The sequence below is a fragment of the Actinoplanes solisilvae genome (genome assembly GCF_003999975.1).
Taxonomy (GTDB): Bacteria; Actinomycetota; Actinomycetes; order Mycobacteriales; family Micromonosporaceae; genus Actinoplanes; species Actinoplanes solisilvae.
Genome location: NZ_RJAC01000005.1, coordinates 336,121 through 357,516, shown reverse-complemented (window position 1 = coordinate 357,516; position 21,396 = coordinate 336,121). Strand labels below are relative to the sequence as shown.

25 protein-coding genes are annotated in these 21,396 nt (G+C 69.3%); 12 read left to right on the top strand and 13 right to left on the bottom strand.

Annotated features, from left to right (window positions below; all coding sequences use genetic code 11):
- Positions 1-37 precede the first annotated feature (37 nt).
- The 7 genes from EER30_RS17305 to EER30_RS17275 all read left to right on the top strand — a co-directional run bounded on the left by EER30_RS17305 (position 38) and on the right by EER30_RS17275 (position 3,990).
- Positions 38-466 carry an SCO6045 C-terminal-like domain-containing protein gene (locus EER30_RS17305; protein ID WP_127501577.1) on the top strand — a complete coding sequence of 143 codons (429 nt, stop codon included), beginning with the start codon at positions 38-40 and terminating at the stop codon, positions 464-466.
- Positions 467-568: 102 nt separating this feature from the next.
- Positions 569-1,312, top strand: coding sequence for a helix-turn-helix domain-containing protein (locus EER30_RS17300; RefSeq protein WP_127501480.1), 744 nt, complete (start codon positions 569-571; stop codon positions 1,310-1,312).
- Positions 1,313-1,339: 27 nt separating this feature from the next.
- The gene (locus tag EER30_RS17295; RefSeq protein WP_127501479.1) at positions 1,340-2,101 is read left to right on the top strand and encodes an SDR family oxidoreductase; all 762 of its coding nucleotides are present in this window, start codon (positions 1,340-1,342) and stop codon (positions 2,099-2,101) included.
- A gap of 21 nt (positions 2,102-2,122) precedes the next feature.
- The gene (mug, locus tag EER30_RS17290; RefSeq protein ID WP_127501478.1) at positions 2,123-2,665 is read left to right on the top strand and encodes a G/U mismatch-specific DNA glycosylase; all 543 of its coding nucleotides are present in this window, start codon (positions 2,123-2,125) and stop codon (positions 2,663-2,665) included.
- 92 nt (positions 2,666-2,757) lie between these two features.
- Entirely contained in the window at positions 2,758-3,315 is a 558-nt protein-coding gene (locus EER30_RS17285) for a TIGR03086 family metal-binding protein (protein WP_127501477.1), read from the top strand.
- Between the two features lie 52 nt (positions 3,316-3,367).
- Positions 3,368-3,595: an antitoxin gene (locus EER30_RS17280; RefSeq protein ID WP_127501476.1), complete on the top strand. Its 228-nt coding sequence runs from the start codon at positions 3,368-3,370 to the stop codon at positions 3,593-3,595.
- The gene (locus EER30_RS17275; protein WP_127501475.1) at positions 3,592-3,990 is read left to right on the top strand and encodes a TA system VapC family ribonuclease toxin; all 399 of its coding nucleotides are present in this window, start codon (positions 3,592-3,594) and stop codon (positions 3,988-3,990) included. The genes EER30_RS17280 and EER30_RS17275 overlap by 4 nt, the downstream gene beginning before the upstream one ends.
- A 9-nt stretch (positions 3,991-3,999) precedes the next feature.
- Here EER30_RS17275 and EER30_RS17270 read toward each other — a convergent pair whose 3' ends face one another.
- From EER30_RS17270 to EER30_RS17255, 4 genes are all read right to left on the bottom strand, one after another.
- Entirely contained in the window at positions 4,000-5,922 is a 1,923-nt protein-coding gene (locus EER30_RS17270; protein WP_127501576.1) for an ABC transporter ATP-binding protein, read from the bottom strand.
- A gap of 102 nt (positions 5,923-6,024) precedes the next feature.
- Positions 6,025-6,819: an enoyl-CoA hydratase/isomerase family protein gene (locus EER30_RS17265; RefSeq protein ID WP_127501474.1), complete on the bottom strand. Its 795-nt coding sequence runs from the start codon at positions 6,817-6,819 to the stop codon at positions 6,025-6,027.
- A complete protein-coding gene (locus tag EER30_RS17260; protein ID WP_127501473.1) occupies positions 6,816-7,043 on the bottom strand; it encodes a helix-turn-helix domain-containing protein in 228 nt (75 codons plus the stop codon). Before EER30_RS17260 ends, EER30_RS17265 begins: the two co-directional genes overlap by 4 nt.
- Before the next feature lie 427 nt (positions 7,044-7,470).
- Positions 7,471-9,075 (bottom strand): ABC-F family ATP-binding cassette domain-containing protein, encoded by a 1,605-nt coding sequence (locus EER30_RS17255; protein ID WP_127501472.1) that lies wholly within the window; start codon positions 9,073-9,075, stop codon positions 7,471-7,473.
- Between the two features lie 221 nt (positions 9,076-9,296).
- Here EER30_RS17255 and ypfJ point away from each other — a divergent pair, with 221 nt between their 5' ends.
- Complete coding sequence (gene ypfJ / locus EER30_RS17250) at positions 9,297-10,196, top strand: KPN_02809 family neutral zinc metallopeptidase (RefSeq protein WP_127501471.1); 900 nt, start codon at positions 9,297-9,299, stop codon at positions 10,194-10,196.
- Here the strand turns inward: ypfJ and EER30_RS17245 are convergent.
- On the bottom strand, positions 10,193-10,825 hold the full coding sequence (locus EER30_RS17245; RefSeq protein WP_127501470.1) for an acVLRF1 family peptidyl-tRNA hydrolase: 633 nt from the start codon (positions 10,823-10,825) through the stop codon (positions 10,193-10,195). The genes ypfJ and EER30_RS17245 overlap by 4 nt on opposite strands.
- 32 nt (positions 10,826-10,857) lie before the next feature.
- Between EER30_RS17245 and EER30_RS17240 the strand changes: the two genes are divergently transcribed.
- Positions 10,858-11,538, top strand: coding sequence for a DNA alkylation repair protein (locus tag EER30_RS17240; RefSeq protein WP_127501469.1), 681 nt, complete (start codon positions 10,858-10,860; stop codon positions 11,536-11,538).
- 99 nt (positions 11,539-11,637) lie between these two features.
- Here the strand turns inward: EER30_RS17240 and EER30_RS17235 are convergent, their stop codons facing one another.
- Complete coding sequence (locus EER30_RS17235) at positions 11,638-12,240, bottom strand: LysE family transporter (RefSeq protein WP_127501468.1); 603 nt, start codon at positions 12,238-12,240, stop codon at positions 11,638-11,640.
- 365 nt (positions 12,241-12,605) lie between these two features.
- Between EER30_RS17235 and EER30_RS17230 the strand changes: the two genes are divergently transcribed.
- From EER30_RS17230 to EER30_RS17220, 3 genes are all read left to right on the top strand, one after another.
- Positions 12,606-13,769 (top strand): FIST signal transduction protein, encoded by a 1,164-nt coding sequence (locus EER30_RS17230; protein ID WP_205650264.1) that lies wholly within the window; start codon positions 12,606-12,608, stop codon positions 13,767-13,769.
- Complete coding sequence (locus tag EER30_RS17225) at positions 13,762-15,288, top strand: putative bifunctional diguanylate cyclase/phosphodiesterase (RefSeq protein WP_127501467.1); 1,527 nt, start codon at positions 13,762-13,764, stop codon at positions 15,286-15,288. The genes EER30_RS17230 and EER30_RS17225 overlap by 8 nt, the downstream gene beginning before the upstream one ends.
- Before the next feature lie 191 nt (positions 15,289-15,479).
- Entirely contained in the window at positions 15,480-16,175 is a 696-nt protein-coding gene (locus EER30_RS17220; protein ID WP_127501466.1) for a histidine phosphatase family protein, read from the top strand.
- Positions 16,176-16,280: 105 nt separating this feature from the next.
- Here EER30_RS17220 and EER30_RS17215 read toward each other — a convergent pair whose 3' ends face one another.
- Genes EER30_RS17215 through sufD form a run of 7 tightly spaced genes read right to left on the bottom strand, consistent with a single transcriptional unit; the run spans position 16,281 to position 21,376 of the window.
- Positions 16,281-17,027, bottom strand: coding sequence for a maleylpyruvate isomerase family mycothiol-dependent enzyme (locus tag EER30_RS17215; RefSeq protein ID WP_127501465.1), 747 nt, complete (start codon positions 17,025-17,027; stop codon positions 16,281-16,283).
- 32 nt (positions 17,028-17,059) lie between these two features.
- Complete coding sequence (locus EER30_RS17210) at positions 17,060-17,446, bottom strand: metal-sulfur cluster assembly factor (RefSeq protein WP_127501464.1); 387 nt, start codon at positions 17,444-17,446, stop codon at positions 17,060-17,062.
- Positions 17,443-17,913, bottom strand: a complete 471-nt coding sequence (gene sufU / locus EER30_RS17205) for a Fe-S cluster assembly sulfur transfer protein SufU (RefSeq protein ID WP_127501463.1) — start codon at positions 17,911-17,913, stop codon at positions 17,443-17,445. The genes EER30_RS17210 and sufU overlap by 4 nt, the downstream gene beginning before the upstream one ends.
- Positions 17,913-19,142, bottom strand: coding sequence for a cysteine desulfurase (locus EER30_RS17200; protein ID WP_127501462.1), 1,230 nt, complete (start codon positions 19,140-19,142; stop codon positions 17,913-17,915). Before EER30_RS17200 ends, sufU begins: the two co-directional genes overlap by 1 nt.
- A gap of 25 nt (positions 19,143-19,167) precedes the next feature.
- A complete protein-coding gene (gene sufC, locus EER30_RS17195) occupies positions 19,168-19,929 on the bottom strand; it encodes a Fe-S cluster assembly ATPase SufC (RefSeq protein ID WP_127501461.1) in 762 nt (253 codons plus the stop codon).
- Positions 19,926-20,258: a non-heme iron oxygenase ferredoxin subunit gene (locus EER30_RS17190; RefSeq protein WP_127501460.1), complete on the bottom strand. Its 333-nt coding sequence runs from the start codon at positions 20,256-20,258 to the stop codon at positions 19,926-19,928. The genes sufC and EER30_RS17190 overlap by 4 nt, the downstream gene beginning before the upstream one ends.
- A complete protein-coding gene (gene sufD / locus EER30_RS17185; protein ID WP_127501459.1) occupies positions 20,255-21,376 on the bottom strand; it encodes a Fe-S cluster assembly protein SufD in 1,122 nt (373 codons plus the stop codon). Before sufD ends, EER30_RS17190 begins: the two co-directional genes overlap by 4 nt.
- Positions 21,377-21,396: the final 20 nt, after the last annotated feature.

Here is a 21,396-nt window from a genome sequence, read left to right as displayed (position 1 = left end):
TGACCATGCAGGACAGCCCGGAAGCGGACCGGGGAGCCTGGCCGACCGCCAAGCCGCCATCGTCGGTTCCCTCACGGCTGGACGACCCGTACCCCCTGGTTTTGATCCTTTTCGGTTTGAGGCAGCACGCACGGCGCTGTTGCGCAAGAGGGCAGGGGAGGTCGCACGGCAGTGGCCGATGCTGGCGGCCGGTTTCGGTGATCGGTGGAAGCGGGAGTTCGCGTCGTGGGCGGCCGAGCGGCCGACGCGGGGTTCGCTGCGCGACGGCTGGGACATCGCCCGCGACCTCGCGGAGCGTCAGGCCCTGCCCCTGATCGCGGCGGCCGAACTGGCCGAACGCGAGGCCGCCTGGCGCTACGACGGGGTCGCGGTGCCTCGCCCGCGCCGATTCATCGCCGTCCGCACCGTCGCCGGCGCCTCCGCCCTGCACGTCGCCGGTCGCGTCTGGCTGCTGCGCCGCCCGTAAATTGTCGGGGGCCGCCGATAGCTGTTTTCTCATATGACTGTGGAGCGACCGGACCTCAGCCGTCCGTGCCCGCGCTCGAGCTGAACTGCCTACGCTGTCGGCGTGAGCAAGGTCGGACAACTCCTGCGGGAGTGGCGTAACGGGAGGCGGCTCAGCCAGCTCGAGCTGTCGGTGCGGGCCGGGGTGTCCGCGCGGCACCTGTCATTCCTCGAGACCGGCCGGTCGCAGCCGACCCGCGACATGATCCTGCGGCTCGCGGGCGAGCTCGGGGTGCCGCTGCGCTCGCGCAACGAGCTGTTGCTCGCGGGTGGCTTCGCTCCGGCGTACGGGGAATCGGCCTTGGACGGGCCGCCCCTGGCAACGGTTCTCTCGTCGTTGCGTGACGTGCTGGCCGGCCACGCGCCCTACCCGGCCGTGCTCATCGACCGGCACTGGACGATGGTCGACGCGAACGACGCCGTCGCCCGCTTCACCGACAAATGCGCACCCTCGCTGCTCGAGCCGCCGGTCAACGTGCTGCGCCTGTCGCTGCACCCGGACGGCATGGCCCCGCGCATCGGCAACCTGCCCGAATGGCGCACACACGTGCTGCACCGCCTCGACCAGCAGGCCACCGCGACCGCCGACCCGGTTCTGCGCGAGCTGCGCGCCGAGCTCGCCGCCTATCCGGGCGGGACCGCCGAAATCCGCCCCGATGGGCTGGTCGTACCGTTGCGCTTCGCCGACCTGGCCTTCTTCAGCATCACGTCGGTCCTGGGTACGCCCCTGGACGTCACCCTTTCGGAGCTGGCGATCGAGTCGTTTCTCCCGGCCGACGCTGCGACCGCCGCCGCCCTGCAACGCTGAGCAGCCCACGATGGCAGGATCTAACGTATGGATCTAGGTCTCGCCGAACGCGTCTACGTCCTCACCGGAGCTTCGCGCGGACTGGGGTTCGCCACGGCCGAGGCGCTGGTCGCCGACGGCGCCAGGGTGATCATCTCGTCGCGCGGGGAGGACTCGGTCGCCGACGCGGTCGAGGCTCTCGGCGGGTCGCGCTGCGCCGCCGGGGTGGCGGTCGACCTCGCCGACTCCGAGGCGCCGCGCACGCTCGTCGACACGGCGGTCGAACGGTTCGGCCGCTTCGACGGGGCGCTGGTCTCGGTCGGCGGCCCGGCGCTGGGCACGGCCGCGTCGATGACGGACGAGCAGTGGCGCAGCGCCTTCGAGACCGTGTTCCTGGGTTCGCTGCGGGCCGCCCGCGTCTTCGCGACGGCGCTACCCGAGAGCGGCTCGATCGCGATGATCCTGTCCACGTCGGTGAAGGCGCCCCTGACCGGCCTGGGCCTCTCCAACGGCCTGCGACCCGGCCTGGCGATGGCCGCGAAAGACATGGCCGACGAGTACGCCCCACGTGGCGTCCGCATCTTCAGCCTGCTCCCCGGCCGCATCATGACCGACCGCAACCGCGAGTTGTTCGCGGCCACCGGTGACGCCTCCGCCGCCGCGGCCGAGGTAGCGGCGAAGATCCCGATGCGGCGTCTCGGCGAGCCGGCCGAGTTCGGGCGGGTGGCGGCGTTCCTGCTGTCCCCCGCGGCCAGCTACGTGACCGGGGTGACGCTGGCCGTCGACGGCGGCAACACCCGCGCTCTCTGAGCCGCTGACTACGCTTGCACGGTGTTTGCTCCGACCGCGGCCGAGGTGGCTGCCGCCGCCGACCGCACCCTGCCCGACCTGATCGGCCCCGGCCTGCGGGTGCTCTTCTCCGGCATCAACCCGAGCCTCTACTCGGCCGCGACCGGCCACCACTTCGCCCGCCCAGGGAACCGCTTCTGGCCGGCGCTGCACCGGTCCGGCTTCACCGAGCGGCAGCTCCACCCGTCCGAGCAGTTCGAACTGCCCGCGCTGGGGCTGGGCATCACCAACGTCGTGGCCCGGGCGACCACCCGGGCCGACGAGCTCACCCCGGCCGAGCTGATCGCGGGCGGCGAGACCCTGGCCGCGCTCGCCGCGAGGTGGCAGCCCCGCTTCCTGGCCGTCCTGGGCATCACCGCCTACCGGGCCGCCTTCGCCCGGCCCAAAGCCGCGCTGGGCCCGCAACCGGACGAGGTCGGCGGCGTGCCCGTGTGGGTGCTCCCCAACCCGAGCGGCCTCAACGCGCGGTTCCAGCTCCCCGACCTGGCCGCCGCGTTCGCCGACCTGCGCGCCGCGATCCCCTGAGATCCATCGACGAAACATCGTGCCGAACTGACAGCTGACCGCCGCAGGACAGGACCACGCCGGCCGGGGGGCATTTTCGCTACGGTCGGGCCATGACTACCGAGATCAGTACGTTGTTGGCGGCGGCTGCTGAGCGGACCGTTCCCGTGGTGCGGGGCATTCGCGACGAACAGCTCGGCGACCCCACGCCGTGCACCGAGTTCCAGGTGCGCGACCTGCTCAACCACCTCTCCCAGGTGGTGGTCAACTTCCAGTTGCTCGCGACGAGGGAACAGCCCGAGTTCGGCAACGCCCCCGACGTGGTCGCCGACGGCTGGCGCGACCGCTTCGCCGACGAGACCGAGCGGCTGGTCACCGCCTGGTCCGACCCGGCCGTGCTCGAGGGCGAGTCCCCGCGGATGGGCCTGCCCCAGGCCCTGGTGGGCAACCTGGTGCTGGTCGACCTGATGGTGCACGGCTGGGACCTGGCCCGGGCGACCGGCCAGCCCTACCGGCCCGACGACTCCGCCGTCAAAGCCGTGCTCCCCTTCGTCGAGCGGATGGCCCCGATGGGCCGCTCCCGGGGCGTCTTCGGTGCCGAGGTGGCAACACCCGCCGACGCCGACGACTTCGACCGCCTGCTGGCCATCTGCGGCCGCGCCGCGACCTGAGGCGGCCGCTTTTGCATCTCCGCATCATGATGCACCGGCGTATCCTTGAGTCATGCGAACGACGATCGATCTTCCTGACGACCTGCACCGTCAGGCGTCTTCGATTGCTCGGGACACCTCCCGCAGCCTTAGCGAAACGGTTGCCATGCTGATGCGCCGTGGCCTCAGCCAGGGTTCGCGCGGGGAGATCACCACCAGCGCGGTGACCGGTTTGCCGACGGTTCATGTCGGCACCACGATCACCACGGACGACGTACGGGCGTTGGACGACGATCAATGACTGTTCTGCTGGACGCCAATGTCCTGATCGCTCTCGTTGTTGACGATCATGTCCACCACCCGGCTGCGGAGACCTGGTTCGCCTCCAGCTCCGAACCGATCGCCACGTGTCCCATCACCCAGGGCAGCCTTGTCCGGCTGCTCCTTCGGGAGGGGCAGTCCGCCGAGACGGCCAAGGCGTTGATATCGACTCTCATGGGCCTGCCACGTCACGAGTTCTGGACCGACGATCTCTCCTACGACGCGGTGTCGCTCGACGGGGTCATCGGCCATCGTCAGGTCACAGATGCCTACCTGGCTGAACTCGCCCGCGGCAGGCGAGGTCGAATCGCCACTTTTGACAAGGGCCTGGCCAAGCTCCACTCTGACGTGACCGAGCTCGTGCCGGTGGGCTGAGCCGGCCGGTCAGGGCTCGATCTGGCCGGCCGGGACGGTGACGATCTCGACCTGTTCGGTGTAGGGGGTCGGGGAGGCGCCGGCGAACTGGGTGCGATAGAGCTCGGCGTAGAGCCCGCCCGCCGCCACCAGCTCTTCGTGGCGGCCGCGTTCGACGATGCGGCCCGCGTCGAGCACCAGGATCTGGTCGGCGTCGCGAACCGTGGAGAGACGGTGGGCGATCACCAGAGCCGTACGCCCCTCGAGCGCCACGGCCAGCGCCCGCTGCACGGCCGCCTCGGATTCGCTGTCGAGGTGGGCCGTGGCCTCGTCGAGCACGACGATCGACGGGCGCTTGAGCAGCAGCCGGGCGATCGCCAGGCGCTGTTTCTCGCCGCCCGAGAAGCGGTAGCCGCGCTCGCCCACGACCGTGTCGAGCCCGTCGGGCAGCCCGGCGACCAGGTCGGCCACCTGGGCGCCGCGCAGCGCCTCCCACATCTCGTCGTCGGTCGCCTCGGGGCGCGCGTATCGCAGGTTTTCCGCGATGGTCTCGTGGAACAGGTGGGCGTCCTGCGTGACGACACCGATGGTGTCGCGCAGCGAGTCGAGTTTCGCGTCGCGTACGTCGACCCCGCCGACCCGTACCGATCCTTCCGTCACGTCGTAGATGCGGGAGACCAGCATCGACGTCGTCGATTTGCCCGCGCCGGACGGGCCCACGAGCGCGACCATCTGACCCGGCTCGACCGTGAAGTCGACGCCGCGCAGGACAGGCGAATTCTCCGTACGGTCGAGGCTGGCGACGTCTTCGAGTGTGGCCAGCGAGACCTCGCTCGCGCTGGGGTAGCGGAAGTGCACGTCGCGGAACTCGACGCGGCCCGCGTCGGCGGGCAGGTCGACCGCGCCGGGCTTCTCCTCGATGCCCGGTTTGAGGTCGAGCACCTCGAAGACCCGGTCGAACGAGACCAGGGCGCTCATGACGTCGACGCGCACGTTGCTGAGCGCGGTGAGCGGCCCGTAGAGCCGGGTGAGCAGCAGCGCGAGCGTGACCACGGTGCCGGCGGTGACGCTGCCGGTGACCGCGAGCCAGCCGCCCAGCCCGTAGGTGAGGGCCTGGGCCAGCGAGGCGACCAGCAGCATGGCGACGAAGAACGTGCGCGAGAACATGGCCTGCTGGATGCCGATGTCGCGGACGCGGGCGGCCCGCTCACCGAAGCGTGAGGCCTCGGCGCCGGGGCGGCCGAAGAGTTTGACCAGCATCGCGCCGGAGACGTTGAAACGCTCGGTCATTGTCGCGTTCATCTTGGCGTCGAGGTTGTAGGACTCGCGCGTGATGTCGGCGAGGCGCTTGCCGACCCGGCGGGCCGGGATGATGAACAGCGGCAGCATGATCAGCGAAAGCGTGGTGATCTGCCACGACAGGCTGAACATCACGGCGGCGGTGAGCACGAGCTGGATGACGTTGCTGACCACGCCGGAGAGGGTGGACGTGAAGGCGCGCTGGGCACCGGTGACGTCGTTGTTGAGCCGGCTGACCAGGGCGCCGGTCTGCGTGCGGGTGAAGAACTGCAACGGCATGCGCTGCACGTGGTCGTAGACCCGGGTGCGCAGGTCGAGGATGATGCCCTCGCCGATGCGGGCGGAGTACCACCGCTGGGCGAGGGAGAGAAACGCGTCGACGACGGCGAGCGCGGCGATGGCCAGGGCCAGCTTGAAGATCAGCGCGGCCGCGCCGTCGCCACCCTTGGTGATCGTGTTGACCACGTCGCCGGCGAGCAGGGGTGTCGCGACGCCGATGACGGCGGCGAGCACCACGGTGATGAGGAAGACCAGGATGTCCCGGCGGTAGGGCCGGGCGTAACGCAGGATCCGCCGGGTCGTGCCCTGGCGGAGGCGGTGTTCGGCCACCCGGTCCGAGTTCTGGATAGAGCGCAGCATGGTCCAGCTGGACATGCTCATCTCGTCACCTCCCGGGCGTCAGTGATGTGGGCAAGGGAGAGTGTGCCCGCAGGGTACGACAACCCGGGTGGTGAGGAGACTATTCCGAAACGGTCCTTACTCCCCCGCACCTAGCATTTCGCGCAGGCGGCGGGTCTGCGCCTCGCGTTCGGCGCGGTCCTGCTCGGCGTACGAGCGTTGGCCGGCCCCGGCGAGCAGCGCCTTGATCTCGGCGACGGCGCCCCGGTCGGCGGCGAGCACCGCGGCGGCCAGGTCGGCCACAGCGGCCTGCAGGTCGGCGACGGGCACTACGGCGGTGGCCAGGCCCATCTGCGATGCCTCGCCGGCGGCGATCCGGCGGCCTGTGACGCAGATCTCCAGCGCGCGCGACGCCCCGACCAGTTCGGTCAGCCTTTTGGTGCCGCCGAGGTCGGGTACGAGTCCGAGGGTCACTTCGGCCATCGAGAATCGTGCGTCGTCGGCGAGCACGCGCATGTCGCAGTTGAGCGCCAACTGGAATCCGGCGCCGATGGCATGCCCCTGCACGGCCGCGATCGTCACGATCGATGGGTTACGCAGCCAGGTGAACGCCGACTGGAAGCCGGCAATCCGATCCGCGCTCTCCTCGGGCGACAACTGCGCGAGCCGGGCGAGTGAAGAATCGCCTTCACCGCGAGCCGCGGACAGATCCAGGCCGGCCGAAAAGGCGCGTCCTTCGCCCCGGACAATGACGACTCGTACGTCGCCAGGTAATTTCCGCGAAATGTTCGACAGCTCGGCCCACATCGCGGGAGTTTGCGCATTGAGCACCTCGGGCCGGGACAACGTCACCGTTGCCACCGGCCCGTCCAGGTCGAAGCGAACGCCCGACTCGTCGGCGGGGAGGCCGGGTGCGGCGTCGCCGGTCGTCACGCCTTCTTGCGGCGGCGAGCGCCGCCACGCTGGCGGAGCTGGACCCCGGACTCGGTGAGGACCCGGTGCACGAATCCGTAGGACCGGCCGGTCGAGGCGGCCAGCGCGCGAATGCTCTCACCCGAGGTGTAGCGCTTCACCAAGTCCTTCGCCAATGACTGGCGCTCGCTGCCGACGATTCGGCGACCCTTCTCAGTGCTGGTGGCAGTGCCCGTGGCTGGCATCTTGAATCCTCACGTCCCAGACAGTGCGGTTCATACGGTCTCACCTATTAGACCGCCTCCAACGATCATGCGCTAGGTATCCAGGCGTAGCCAACGTGCCCATTTGTCACTGTCAGGAACTTGACGATGACCACGGCCATCAATGTCAGACAGTTAACAGTCGTTTGGGCGACAGGCTTTCCCGAGACCGCTAAGGCAACGTTCACTTATCTCCCAAGACCATCGATCACCTGCGAAAACTCCTGATCGAGGGCCGCGGCGGGCCGGACATGACTCAGCGTCGATGCGACGCCTACCCAGCGCTGCCGAACCGGTCGTGCCAACTTCGGCGCGCCCGCATCAATGCCCGACCTGACCGCAAACGCCCGAACGTCGCACTGTCTGTGTGGGCACTGGTTGACAAGAGACGATGGCGATGATTCGCCGATCAGGCCAGTTCGACGAGCTCCAGCAGGTCGTCGCTCCACGCGTCCTCGTCGCCGTCGGGCAGCAGAATGGCCCGGTCGGGCTTGAGGGCCTGCACCGCGCCGGCATCGTGCGTGACCAGCACAATCGCGCCCGGGTAGTTGGCGATCGCGTCCAGCACCTGCTCGCGGCTGATCGGGTCGAGGTTGTTCGTCGGCTCGTCCAGCAGCAGCACGTTGGCGCCCGAGCAGACCAGCGTGGCCAGGGCAAGGCGGGTCTTCTCGCCACCGGAGAGCACCCCGGCCGGCTTGTCGACGTCGTCACCCGAGAAGAGGAACGCTCCCAGGATCTTGCGCAGGTCGGTGTCGGTCTGGTCGGCCGCCGCGCTGCGCATGTGCTCGAGGATCGTACGGTCGACGTCGAGGGTCTCGTGCTCCTGGGCGTAATAACCGAGCCGCAGGCCGTGACCCGCGCGCACCTCACCGGTGTCGGGTTTGAGCAGGCCGCCGAGCATGCGCAGCAGGGTGGTCTTGCCGGCGCCGTTCAGACCCAGAATGGCCACGCGCGAGCCCCGGTCGACCGCGACGTCCACGTCGGTGAAGATCTCCAGAGACCCGTACGATTTGGAAAGGCCGCTCGCCGTGAGCGGGGTCTTGCCGCAGGGCGCCGGGTTCGGGAACCGCACCTTGGCCACCTTGTCGGAGGTGCGCACCTCTTCCAGGTCGCCGAGCATCCTCTCGGCGCGGCGGGCCATGTTCTGCGCGGCGATCGTCTTGGTGGCCTTGGCCCGCATCTTGTCGGCCTGGGCCATCAGCGCGCCGGCCTTCTTCTCGGCGTTGGCCCGCTCGCGGCGGCGCCGCCGCTCGTCGGTCTCGCGCGACTCGAGATACTTCTTCCAGCCCAGGTTGTAGATGTCGACGACCGAGCGGTTGGCGTCGAGATACCAGACCTTGTTGACCGCGGCCTCGAGCAGCTCGACGTCGTGGCTGATCACCACGAGGCCGCCCTTGTGCTGTGCCATGTAGCCGCGCAGCCAGGCGATCGAGTCCTGGTCGAGGTGGTTGGTCGGCTCGTCGAGGAGCAGGATGCCCTTGCCGTTCTGCCCGGAGTTGGCGAACAGGATGCGGGCGAGCTCGATGCGGCGGCGCTGACCGCCGGAGAGGGTGCCGATGGTCTGCGCCAGCGCGCGGTCGGGCAGGCCCAGGTTCGAGCAGATACGGGCGGCCTCGGCCTCGGCGGCGTAACCGCCCAGGGCGGAGAACTGGTCTTCCAGCTGGCCGTAGCGCCGGATCAGCTTGTCGTCGGCGCTCTCTTCGAGCTCGATCTCGAGCTTCTGCATCTCGGAGATGATGGCGTCGAGGCCGCGAGCGCTGAGCACCCGGTCACGGCCGGTCACGTTCAGATCGCCGGTACGCGGGTCCTGCGGCAGATAGCCGACCTCACTGGTGCGCTCGACGGTGCCGGTGTAGGGCTGGCCCTCACCGGCCAGAACCTTGAGCGTGGTGGTCTTGCCCGCGCCGTTGCGCCCGACGAGACCGATCCGGTCGCCCGGTTGCACCCGCAGGGTGACCGGGGACAGCAGGATGCGGGCGCCGGCGCGCAGTTCGAGTCCGGTTGCGGTGATCATGGCTTGTCTGGCTCGCTCTCAGGAGGGAAGGCTGACTCCGGGCACACGTCGGCGCCGACCATCCGAAATCTCAACGGTCGGCGCGGGGCAGGTCAGCCTTGGCAGAGCAGCACGAGAGCAATAGTACCGGGCGCCCCGCGGCAACTCCCACCCGATTAGCGAGCAAGATCATCGGGTAACGCAACGCACACCCACGCCGGACCGGCATCAGTGAGGAAGAGATGGAACTCAACGAGAACGCCGACATCGATACCAGTCAGGTCGAGGATCGACGTGGTTCCGGCGGAGGCGGTGGTGGCTTCGGCGGCCTGCCGGTCGGCGGTGGCGGGCTGGTCGGCATCATCATCACGCTCGTGCTCGTTGTGGTCGGCGGTTACTTCGGCGTCAACCAGCTCGGCGGCGACGACTCGGGCGGCGGCGACAACACCAACATCAGCCAGTCCTGCTCGCAGGAGGGCGCGACCAAGCAGCTCGAGTGCCGCAACGTGCTCTACATCAACTCGATCCAGGCGTACTGGTCGAAGGCGACCCCGCAGTACTTCGGCACGCAGTACCAGCCGGCCAAGACCGTGATCTTCTCGCAGCGGGTGAACACGGGCTGCGGCGCGGCGGACTCCGGCGTCGGACCGTTCTACTGCCCCGCCGACAACAACGTGTACATCGACCTCACGTTCTACGACGTGCTGGCCCAGCAGCTCGGGGCGCCCGGCGAGTTCGCCCAGCCGTACGTGCTGGCCCACGAATACGGTCACCACATTCAGGACATCACCGGTACCGAGGCCAAGATGCGCCGCGCCCAGCAGGGAGCGAGCGAGAGCAAGCAGAACGCGCTGTCGGTCAAGCTCGAGCTGCAGGCCGACTGCTACGCCGGCGTCTGGGCCAAGGCGGCCACCGAGACGACCGACACCAAGGGTCAGAAGATCTTCACGAGCCTGACCCAGCAGGACATCGACGAGGGCATCCAGGCGGCCGGCCAGATCGGCGACGACGTGCTGCAGAAGCGCAGCGGCAACCCGGTCAACCCGGCCGAGTTCACCCACGGTACGGCGGCACAGCGTCAGCAGTCCTTCGGCAAGGGCTACGACACGGGTACGCCGGAGAGCTGCGCGACGGCGTTCTAAGGCTCTTTCACCAGCACCGACACGGCCCGGGCCCCGGCAATCGCGGACACCAGAACCGCGTGCCGGGGCTCGGGCACGTCGAGGAACCGTTCGGCGCGCACGGCGGCGACCGGGGCGAGCTGCGGGGTGGCGAGGATGGCCTCCACCGCGGCGCGATCGCCGCCCGTCACGACCGAGGCCAGCGATCGTACGTCGGGAAGAAGCAGACGCCCCACGATGCCGGCGCCGTCAGCCGCCGCCGCCTTGGCCTGGTTGTCGCGGCGCCGGGCGAACCGCTGCTGGGACCACCCACCGGCCGCCGTGCGCCCCTGCACGTAATGCGTGTCCACCTTGGACTTGACCAGTTCGGTGCCGTCGGCGATGCCCACCGCGACCGCGCCCTTCCGTGCGAGCAGCAACCCCAGCTTTCGCGGCTCGTGCGCCTTGGCGACCAGCTCGGCGAGGGTCTCGACCGCCTCGACGCCGGGCGGCACCTGCCACTCCGCCGAGGCGCCGTCCTCAGCGATCAAGGTCAACCCCTCTTCCCGGTACGGGCCGTGGCGGCGCCCAAAATTCTCGAGCCACCGATCCAGCCGCTCCGGTGCGACATCCACCCATTTCCCGCCGCCGGCGGCCGCCCGTTCGCCCATTCTTGTCAGACTACGGTGGCAGGATCCTCAACATGAGCGACCTGACCGCCTCGCTGCTCGCACGGCTCGACGAGGTGCTGCTTCCCGCAGCCGACCCGGTGCGGGCCGAGGGCCAGGCCGCGTACATGAAAAATCAGTTCCCGTTTCTCGGGCTGCCCTCGCCCGCCCTGCGAAAACTCGAACGCGCGGCCCTGGCCGGGCTGCCGCCGCCGACGGAAGACGACCTTCGGTCGATCGTGTCGGCCCTCTGGGTACGCGATCAGCGCGAGTTCCAATACGTGGCCTGTTCCTATCTGACCCGCCACGTGGCCGTGCCCCGGCCCGGGTTCCTGACGACCGCGCGCTCGCTGGTCACCACGAAATCCTGGTGGGACACGATCGACCCGATCGCGACGCGGTTCGTCGGCGGCCTGGTGACCCGGCACCCCTCGCTCGTTCTCGAGATGGATGCGTGGTCGCGCGACGACAACATGTGGGTGGTGCGCACGGCGATCCTGCACCAACTGCACTACGGCGCGGCCACCGACACGGAACGGCTTTTCGGCTATTGCGCGGCCCAGGCCGGCCACCGCGATTTCTTCGTACGCAAGGCGATCGGGTGGGCGCTGCGCCAATACGCGCGCACCGATCCCGAGGCGGTCCGATCGTTCGTCGAGGCCAATCGATCGAGCCTGTCCGGCCTGTCGGTGCGCGAAGCCACGAAACACCTGTGAAAGGGGCCTCACCCTCACCTCCGACGGCACGGTGTGGGCAGCCTTGGAATCGGGCTCGGTAGCGCCTTGACCCCCTGACCCGCCGTGTGCCGGGCTCGGTCACGAGGGCAACAGCAGTCGGATGGCGAGGACAGCGATCACCGCGCTGGAGACCAGGGCTGTGACGGCGCGGCCCCGGGAGCCGGTGAGCCAGCGGCCCACCAGGGAGCCACCGCCGGCTATGACCAGTTGCCAGCTCGCCGACGCGAGGACGACACCCACGACAAAAAGTACGCCCCCACCCTCGCCGGCGCGGCCCAGCACCAGCGCGGCGAAGTAGACGACTGTCGCCGGGTTGAGCAGGGTCAGGCCGAGGACTCCGGCATAGGCTCCCCACGGCGTCGCCGGACGGCCCTCGACCGCCGCGGTCTCCGGCCTGCGGAAGGCGGCCCGCGCCGTCACGGCGGCGATGACGAGCAGTACCACCGCGGCCGCCCAGCGCAGCGGCGCGGCGATCGGAGCGATCACGCCGGCTACAGCCGCTCCGCCGGCCACCGCGATGGCGGCGAAGACGCCGTCCGCCGTCGCCGCGCCAAGACCGGCAGCTGCGCCGACCCGCAGCGAGGTGCGGGCGCTCAGCCCCGCGATGAGCACCCCGATGGCGCCCATCGGCAGTGCGACCCCGTAGCCGGCGACGACGCCGGCCAGAAACGCCGCGCTCATGACGGCTGCTGACGGACCGCCGATCCGGTCAGGCCGCCCTGCTGCTGTCGCCCGGCACGATCAGCCACAGCGACTAGGACAACGGAGTACGGAATCGGCTTGGTCACGCCGTCATGGTGCACGGAACCGCCCCGCAGCCGCGACCGATTTTCCCGACACTGGAGTCCGGCCCCGCCGTGCCCGAAGATCGTCGCGAACGATGGCCGCGGGCAATCGGCAGCGCCTGCTCCGGCGGCCTCAGCCGGAGAGACGCCTGATGATGGCGAGACAGGTCGCGGACTCCTCAGACTTCGTGGAGTGACGTCGATAAAGCTGATGTAACGGCAACACGCCGATCGGGCTAAATGACAAGGGAAACCCGCCTCGTGGACCTCTTCAGTATGTCCTGGCACCCTGATTCCGGCTGGTCGACACCGTTCCCGCCGCTCGACGGCGCGAAGACCCTGGTGCTGGCCTTCGGCAGCGGTTCGCTCGCCGATGACCCGACCCCGATCCGGGAACTCTGCGCGGCGTTTCCCTCCGCCACCGTCATCGGCTGCTCCAGCGCCGGTGAGATCACGGGCGACACGGTCACCGACGGCTCGCTGGCGGTGTCCGTGGTGCGGTTCGAGCACACCCGCATCCGCCTCGTCAGTGAAAAGGTGGCCGACGCCGGCGAATCGTATGACGTCGGGTTCTCCGTCGCGAAACAGCTCACTGCCGAGGAGCCCGACCTCCGAGCGGTCTTCGTCGTCTCCGACGGGCTCCAGGTCAACGGCAGTCCGTTGGTAGCGGGCCTGGCCGCCGGCGCCGGCCCCGGCGTGATCATCAGCGGAGGCCTCGCCGCCGACGGCGACCGCTTCGAACGCACCTGGGTCCTCATCGACGGCGAGCCGCGAAGCGGCCACGTCACCGCGGTCGGCCTGGCCGGGCCACACATCCGGGTCACCACGGGTTCGCGTGGCGGCTGGGACATCTTCGGCCCCCGACGTCTCGTCACCCGGTCGGACGGCAATATTCTGTCCGAGCTGGACGGGCAACCCGCCCTCGAGCTGTACAAGAGATATCTGGGAGAGCGGGCGGCCGGGCTCCCGGCAACCGCGCTGCTGTTCCCTCTCGCCATCTGGACCCCCGAGGCACCGGACCGCAGAGTCGTGCGCACGGTCCTCGCCATCGACGAGAACGCCCAGAGCATGACCTTCGCCGGTGACGTACCGGTCGGGTCCACCGTCCAGCTCATGCGGGCCAGCCTGGACCGCCTGATCGACGGCGCGTCCGACGCGGCCTCGCAGACCGCGACGGACCTGCCGCCCGGGGCGCTCACCGTCGCGGTCAGCTGTGTGGGGAGACGGCTGATTCTCGGCGGGCGTACCGAGGACGAGCTCGAGGCCGTCCTCTCCGGCCTTCCGCCCCAGAGCCACCTCGTGGGCTTCTACTCCTACGGCGAGATCGCGCCGATCGTCACCGGCACCTGCGATCTGCACAACCAGACGATGACACTCACGTCGTTCTGGGAGACCGGCGACGAGGACTCGAGTGCCGATGAATGAAGGCCTGGGCCGCCACCGGACCCTCGAGCGGCAACTCCGCCGCCTCGGACTGGCGCCGGACACGCCGCCTGACCTCGGCGGGTGGGCCAGGTTCCTCGACCGGGTCAGTGCGTCCTACCGTGCGTCGGAGGACGACCGCTACACGCTGGAACGCTCGATCGAGATCTCCTCCGACGAGATGCGAGCGCTGCACGACGTGCTGAGCCGGCAGGCCCGCCACGACACCCTCACCGGGCTGCCCAACCGCGCCGCACTCGTCGAGCTGCTCCGCGCCGCGCTCGACGAGAGCAGATTGATCGGCAGCGATGTCGCCGTGCTGTTCATCGATCTCGACGGTTTCAAAATGGTCAACGACAGTCTCGGCCATCCGGTCGGTGACGAGTTGCTCATCCGCGTCGCCGAACGGATCCAGGCGACGATCCGCGGTCGCGACGTGGTGGCCCGTCTCGGCGGCGACGAGTTCGTCGTGATTCTGCGCGACGTCGATGGCTTCGCGACGGCGACCGCGACCGCCGAACGCATCGTGGATCAACTCGGACGGCCGTTCCGGATGGGCGGCAACAACACCGCCATCAGTGCGAGCATCGGCATCGCGCTGGCCAACGCCGACGCCCTGTCCGTCGACGACCTGCTCCGCAGGGCCGATATGGCAATGTACGAAGCCAAAGCCGGGGGCCGCAGCCAATACACGATCTTCAACGACGACGTCTCGGACCGCCTCGATGGCCGGCTGGCCACGATCAACGCACTGCGGGACGTCGTCGAGGCGAACCAATTGGTGATGCACTACCAACCGATCATGAGAATCGCGGACCGGACCGTGACCGGCGTCGAGGCGCTCGTACGCTGGCAGCGTCCCGGCCATGGATTGCTCGCGGCCGACTCGTTCATCCCGATCGCCGAGGAAAGCCACGTGATCACCGCCATCGACGCCTGGGCGGTCAAGCGCGCGTGCGAGGAGTTCACCGCCTCGAAGTACCGTGAGCTGACGCTTTCGGTCAACCTCTCGGCCCGCGACCTCCAGCACAGCGGCATCGTCGATACCGTGAGCAACGCTCTGCAGAGCACGGGACTGCGGCCCGACCAACTCGTCATGGAACTGACCGAGACCACGCTCGCGGCCGACAACGCGACAACCGCCGCCAACCTGGGCCGGCTTCGTGCGCTCGGCGTCCGGCTGGCCATCGACGACTTCGGCACCGGCTACTCGTCGCTGTCCTATCTTCGCCAGATCCCGGCGCAATCCCTGAAGATCGACCGGTCGTTCGTGTCGGCCCTCGACGTGGACGAGTCGAGCGTCGCCATTGTCGGTGCCGTCGTCGGCATGGGACACGCGCTCGGCATGCAGGTCATCGCGGAGGGGGTGGAGAACGCCGCCCAGCTCGAGCGCCTGGCCGCACTCGAGTGTGACCAGGTGCAGGGGTATCTCGTCGCCCGCCCTCAGCCGCTACGGGAACTGACCGAATCGTGGTCCGCCGTCCCGGTTGCGGTGCGATCCACGAACTGGACATCGTCCTAGCGAACCGCTGTTCGCCCCGATCAGATAGTCGGCCGCCGTATCAGGGCCGCGCTCCCGATCGACGCGGTGGCCCGGACCGGCGGCTTCCACGACGGCGTCGCGCGGCGCCCCTATCGCGCCGCTTGGCCGGCGTGCCCCCGTAGGCTTATCGCGTCGGCTTCCGGACAACCTGACCGGATAGGCTTCGGATCATGGGTGTTGTCGCCGAACTTTTCCTCGTCCGGCACGGGCAGAGCGTGGCCAACGTGGCCTTTCCCGCCGCCGACGCGGAGGAGCTGCTCGAAGCCGAGGTCAGTGGACGCGACGCCGAGGTGCCGCTGACCGAGCTCGGCGTGCGCCAGGCCGCGGCGCTGGGCGAGTGGCTCGGCGATCGGCCCGAGAACGGCCGTCCCCAGATCGCCATCACCTCGCCCTACCTGCGGGCCCGCGAGACCTGGCGGATCGCGGTCGAGAGATCGGGCGTCGACCTGCCCGAGCCGACGACAGACGACCGCCTCGTCGACCGGCTGCTGGGCGACCTCGAGATGCTCACCCGGGCCGCCGTGGCACAGCGCTTCCCCGACGAGGCCCAGCGCCGCGCCGACGCCGGTGAATACCGTTACGCCCCGCCGGGCGGCGAGTCGTTCGCCGACATCGAAGTGCGCCTCGGCTTGTTCCTCGACGACCTGAACCGCGACCACGCCGGCAAGCGGGTCATCGTGGTCGCCCACGACGCCGTCGTCCTCATGATGCGCGCCGTCATCGAGCGCCTCGACTGGGAGCAGGTGCTCGCGGCCGAGCGCGCCGCCGGCAACGTCCGCAACGCTTCCCTGACCCGTTTCGTCGATGTGGACGGCCGCCTCGAGCTGGCCTATTACAACTCGGTCGACCACCTGCCCCCGGCCTGACCTGATCGCCCTCCTCGTCATGCCCGCGGCGCTGACAGCCCACCCCGCGGTCGAGGGAGGTGAACGGCCACAGCCGGATGCCCGCATCGCATCCCGGCGACATGATCAGTCGGGATTGGACCACCGGCGCAGCTGGGTGAGCACCTCGCGGTCACCCTCCACCCGCAACTCGTCGAAAGGCACCCGCCCGTAAAGGGTGAGCACGAGGTCGCTGGCCGACCCCCGCACGCTCACCACCGGATCGCCGCCGACGGCCGGATCGAGCCGCCCACCGGCCGGCGTCAGGTCGAGCACGTGAGTGGGCCCGTCGACCGCGACGAAGGCGACCCGCGCCGGCTTGTGCGGCCACGCGCCCAGCGACCCGACGGCGACCTCAAGAAACTCGGCCACCCCGTCGACGGCGACATCCCCCGGCAGCGACGAGGGCTCGCCCACCGTTTCCTGTGCGTCGTAGGCGTGCACCGCTGCCTCTTGCACCTGGTGGCGGGCGATCGCGCCGACGGTGAGCGGCACCGAGGAGGCACCCCACCAGGCCCAGGCCGGGGCCTCGGCACCGGGCGCGGCTCGCAGGGCCGACAGCAGCAGCGAAGTCGACTCGGCCGACCAGGCGAGCAGGTCACCGTGGGGCTCGCGATCGCCGAGCTGCTCAGGGGATGGGGGCCCGGTCGTGTCGCCCGCGGTCACCACCACGGCCCAGAACCGCTGCACCGCGCCCAGGTGGGACACGAGATCACGCAGGTCCCACTCGGGGCAGCCGGGAACGCGGGCGTCGGGAACGGCAGCGGCGGCCACTGCGTCACGCAGGGCCGCCGACCGCTCGGAGACAAGAGAGATGAGGGCCTGAAGTTCCATGCCCTGTTTGTAGCAGTGGGGTCCGACAGAAATCAGACGTTGAAGCCGAGCGCCCGCAGTTGCTCGCGGCCGTCGTCGGTGATCTTGTCGGGTCCCCACGGCGGCAGCCACACCCAGTTGATGCGGAAGTCCTTGACCAGGCCGCCACCCGGGCCGGTGGTCAGCGCCGTACGCGTCTGGTCCTCGATGACGTCGGTCAGCGGGCAGGCCGCCGAGGTGAGCGTCATGTCGAGGGTGGCGATGTTCTCCTCGTCCACGTGGGTGCCGTAGACGAGACCGAGGTCGACGACGTTGATCCCCAGTTCGGGGTCGACGACGTCCTTCATCGCCTCTTCGATGTCGTCGATGGAGGCCTTGGACACCGCGACGGCGGCCTCGTCGGAAGAGGCCGGAGTTTCGGTGATGGGAGTGTCAGTCATGCTTTCACCTCGGAAGAAACCTCTGAAGAAACGTCGACACCGGCGCGGGCCGCCGCGTCCTTGAAAGCCATCCACGGCAGCAGAGCGCACTTCACCCGGGCCGGGAACTTCGCGACCCCGGCGAACGCGATGCCGTCGCCGAGCACGTCCTCGTCGGGCTCGACCTGGCCGCGTCCCTGCATCAGCTCGACGAACGCCTCGTGCACGGAAGCCGCGTCCGAAGCCGTACGGCCTTGAAGCAGTTCGTGCAGCACCGACGCGGACGCCTGGCTGATCGAGCAGCCCAGACCGTCGTACGAGATGTCGGAGAAGCTGCCGTCGGAGGCGCTGACCCGTACCGTGATCTCGTCGCCGCAGGTCGGGTTGACGTGGTGCGCCTCGCCGTTGAACGGGTCGCGCAGGCCACGGCCGTGCGGGTGCTTGTAGTGATCCAGGATGATCTCCTGGTAGAGCCCGTCGAGCATCATCAGCCGAATACCTTCTTGACCTCGTCGAGGCCCTGGACGAGGGCGTCGATCTCGTCCGTGGTCGTGTAGAGATAGAACGACGCGCGGGTCATGGCCGGCACCCCGAAACGGGCGCAGGTCGGCTTCGCGCAGTGGTGCCCGACGCGCACCTCGACACCGAGCGCGTCGAGAATCTGGCCCACATCGTGGGGGTGAACGCCGTCGACCGCGAACGACAGCGTGCCGCCGCGCCCCTCGGGGGTCGACGGACCGAAGAGGCGAACCCCGGGCACGTCGGTCAGGGCCTTGAGGGCGTACGCGGTGATGTCCTGCTCATGCTGGTGGACGGCTTCCATGCCCAGCGCGTTCAGGTAGTCGACCGCGGCACCGAGACCGACCGCCTCGGCGATCGGCGGCGTGCCGGCCTCGAAACGGGCGGGCGGGGCGGCGTAGGTGGTGCCGCCCATCGTCACCGTCTCGATCATCGAACCGCCGGCCAGGAACGGCGGCATCTCGGCGAGCAGCGCATAGCGGCCCCAGAGCACGCCGATGCCGGTCGGGCCGAGCATCTTGTGGCCGGTGAACGCGATGAAGTCGGCTCCGAGCGCCTGCACGTCGACCGGCAGGTGCGGCACCGACTGCGAGCAGTCGAGCATGACCAGCGCGCCGGCATCGTGAGCCCGGGCGATGATGCCGGAGACGTCGTTGATCGTGCCGAGCACATTGGACATGTGCACGAGCGAGACGATCTTCGTACGCTCGTTGATCAACGAGTCGAGCGGAGCGAGGTCGAGCCGGCCGTCCTCGGTCGTGCCGAACCAGCGCAGCGTGGCGCCGGTGCGCTCGCACAGCAACTGCCACGGGACGATGTTCGAGTGATGCTCCATCTCGGAGATCACAATCTCGTCACCGGGCTTCAGCGCCAAGTGCTGCCCGAGCGAGTGCGCGACCAGGTTGATCGCCTCGGTCGAGTTCTTCGTGAAGACGATCTCGTCGGGGGTCGCCGCGCCGATGAACGCCGCGATCTTGCCGCGGGCGTCCTCGTACGCAGACGTGGCCTCGGTGCCGAGCGTGTGCACCGAGCGGGACACGTTGCCGTTGTGCCGCTCGTTGTGCACGCGCATGGCGTCGAGCACCTGCACCGGTTTCTGCGAGGTGTTCGCACTGTCCAGATAGACCAGCGGGTGGCCGTTGACCTCCCGGCTGAGAATCGGGAAGTCGGCTCGGACCCGGGCCACGTCGAACGTCATCGTTTTGTCTCTCCCGTCGGGAAGGTCAGACGCGGGTGCCGACGTAGCGCTCGTAGCCCTCGGCTTCGAGCTGCTCGGCGAGCTCCGGGCCGCCCTCCTGAACGATCTTGCCGGCCACGAAGACGTGCACGTAGTCCGGCTTGATGTAGCGCAGGATGCGGGTGTAGTGGGTGATCAGCAGCAGGCCGGTGTCGCCGGTCTCGCGCACCCGGTTGACACCCTCGCTGACGACCCGCAGGGCGTCGATGTCGAGGCCCGAGTCGGTCTCGTCGAGGATCGCCATCTTCGGCTTGAGCAGCTCGAGCTGCATGATCTCGTGGCGCTTCTTCTCGCCGCCGGAGAAGCCCTCGTTCACGTTGCGCTGGGCGAACGCGGGGTCCATCTGCAGCTTCTCCATGGCCCCGCGCAGCTCGCCGGCCCAGGTGCGCAGCTTCGGCGCCTCGCCGTCGATGGCGGTCTTGGCCGTACGCAGGAAGTTCGCCACGGACACGCCGGGGACCTCGACCGGGTACTGCATGGCCAGGAACAGGCCGGCACGAGCGCGCTCGTCGACGGTCATGGCCAGCACGTCGTCGCCGTCCAGGGTGACCGAGCCGCCGGTGATCTCGTACTTCGGGTGGCCCGCGATGGAGTAGGCCAGCGTCGACTTGCCCGAGCCGTTCGGACCCATGATGGCGTGGGTCTCGCCCGCCTTCACGGTCAGGTCGACCCCGGCCAGGATCGGCTTCAGCTCGCCCTCGGGCAGCTTGACCGACACCTGCAGGTCGCGGATCTCCAAGGTGCTCACGGGTTTACTCCATTACTCGGTGTCGTCGAAACATAGATGTCGCCGTCGCGGATCTCGACGGGGTAGGTCGCCACCGGGGTGAACGCGGGTGGCCCGCTCGGCTCGCCGGTGCGCAGGTCGAACCGGGAACCGTGCAGCCAGCACTCCAGCGTGCACCCCTCGACCTCGCCCTCGGAGAGCGGGACCGCGGCGTGCGAGCACTCATCGCGTACGGCGTAGAAGTTGTCGTCGTCGGCGTGGACCACCGCGATGTCGACGCCGTCGAGCTCGACCGCGATCACGGCGCCCTTGGCGACGTCCGCGACCGGGCCCACACGTTCGAAACTCACGCGCCGACTCCCGCCAGGCGGTTCTCGATCGCGTCGCCCAGCCGCTGACGCAGCTCCTCGACCGGGATCTTGTTGAGCAGCTCGGCGAAGAAGCCGCGCACGACGAGCTTGCGCGCCTCACCCTCGGGGATGCCGCGCGCCATCAGGTAGAACAGCTGCTCCTCGTCGAAGCGGCCGGTGGCGCTGGCGTGGCCGGCACCGACGATCTCACCCGTCTCGATTTCGAGATTGGGTACGGAGTCAGCGCGCGCTCCGTCGGTCAGGATGAGGTTGCGGTTGATCTCGTACGTGTCGGTGCCCGTGGCCTCCGCGCGGATCAGCACGTCGCCGACCCAGACGGTGTGCGCCGACGTGCCCTGCAGGGCACCCCGGTAGCCGACGTAGCTGCGGCAGTCCGGAACCGAGTGATCGACGAGCTGGCGGTGCTCGAAGTGCTGACCGGAGTCGGCGAAGTAGAGACCCCACAGCTCGGCGTCGCCACCACGGCCGGCGTATTCCACGCTGGTGAACTGGCGGACCAGGTCACCGCCGAGCGCGACCTGCACGTGGCTGGCCCGCGCGTCGCGGCCGACCCGGATCTTCACGTGCTGGGCCTGCACGGCGCCGGCGTCCCAATCGGCGACCGTCACGAAGGTCAGCTGGGCACTGTCGCCCACCAGGACCTCGATGTTGTCGGCCAGGGTGGCCGTGCCGGTCTGCTCGAGCACGATCGTGACCTTGGCGAACGAGCCCACCTTGACGAAGGTGCGCGCGGCCGCGGCCTCACCGCCCTTGCCGACCAGGCGGATCACGACGGCCTGCTCGGGCTCGGTCTCGGGCGCGACCTCGATGAGGGTCACGCCCGCGGCCGCGCCGAAGGCCAGCGCGCTGATCCGGTCGAACGGCGTGAGGACGGGGTCGACCTTGTCGACGGTCCGCACGGCGACGCCGACGGGCAGGTCACCGTGCTCCAGCTGCGGCGCGGTGCCGGTCAGCGAGGTGGCGGTGACGAGCTCGCGCAGGCGCTTGAGCGGCGTGAAGCGCCACTCCTCCTCCAGGCCGTTCAGAGCCGGGAATTCGGCAACGTCGAAGGAACGCAGCACCTGCGACTTGGTGCTCGGCGGGGCGATGGCAGTCATGTCGTCCTTTGATCCGCTGT